The organism is Streptomyces sp. NPDC127092, from assembly GCF_042722475.1.
In the GTDB taxonomy this organism is placed as follows: Bacteria; Actinomycetota; Actinomycetes; order Streptomycetales; family Streptomycetaceae; genus Streptomyces.
On record NZ_JBHXFE010000339.1, the window covers coordinates 1 to 427 of the forward strand.

Below are 427 nucleotides of genomic sequence, written 5' to 3' on the forward strand. Positions count from 1 at the left end.
GGATCCGCAGATCGTGCTCGTGCGCGTGGACGTGAACACCGCCCAGTTCTGGGAGTCCCCGGGCGCGGTGGCCACCGCCGTCGAGATGGTGAAGGCCAAGGTCACCGGCGGGACCGCCAAGCCGGGCGACAGCGAGACCGTTCGCTTCTGACGGCGCTTCCCGACGCCGGCCCCGCGGCTCATCCGCGGACGGGCCGGCGAGCGCCGCGCAGGAGACCTCGACAGGTCAGTCGACGTCCTCGGCCGCCAGCTGGCCGCACGCGCCGTCGATCTCCTTGCCGCGGGTGTCGCGCAGGGTGGTGGGGATGCCGGCGGCGTTGAGCCGGTCCACGAACTCGCGCGTCACGTCCTTCTCCGAGGCGGTCCAGATGGAGCCCGGCGTCGGGTTCAGCGGGATCGGGTTCACGTGCACCCAGCCCTTGCCCCG

Annotated in this window: 1 protein-coding gene and 1 pseudogene; one reads left to right on the forward strand and one right to left on the reverse strand. The window is 72.8% G+C overall.

Features of this window, described 5'->3' with window-relative positions; translation table 11 throughout:
• The first annotated feature begins 13 nt into the window (after positions 1 to 13).
• Positions 14 to 151 (forward strand): hypothetical protein, encoded by a 138-nt coding sequence (locus tag ACFWJO_RS40225; RefSeq protein WP_386873308.1) that lies wholly within the window; start codon positions 14 to 16, stop codon positions 149 to 151.
• 75 nt (positions 152 to 226) lie between these two features.
• Here ACFWJO_RS40225 and ACFWJO_RS40230 read toward each other — a convergent pair.
• Positions 227 to 427 (reverse strand): annotated as a pseudogene (locus tag ACFWJO_RS40230) (23S rRNA (adenine(2503)-C(2))-methyltransferase RlmN); the annotation flags it as partial.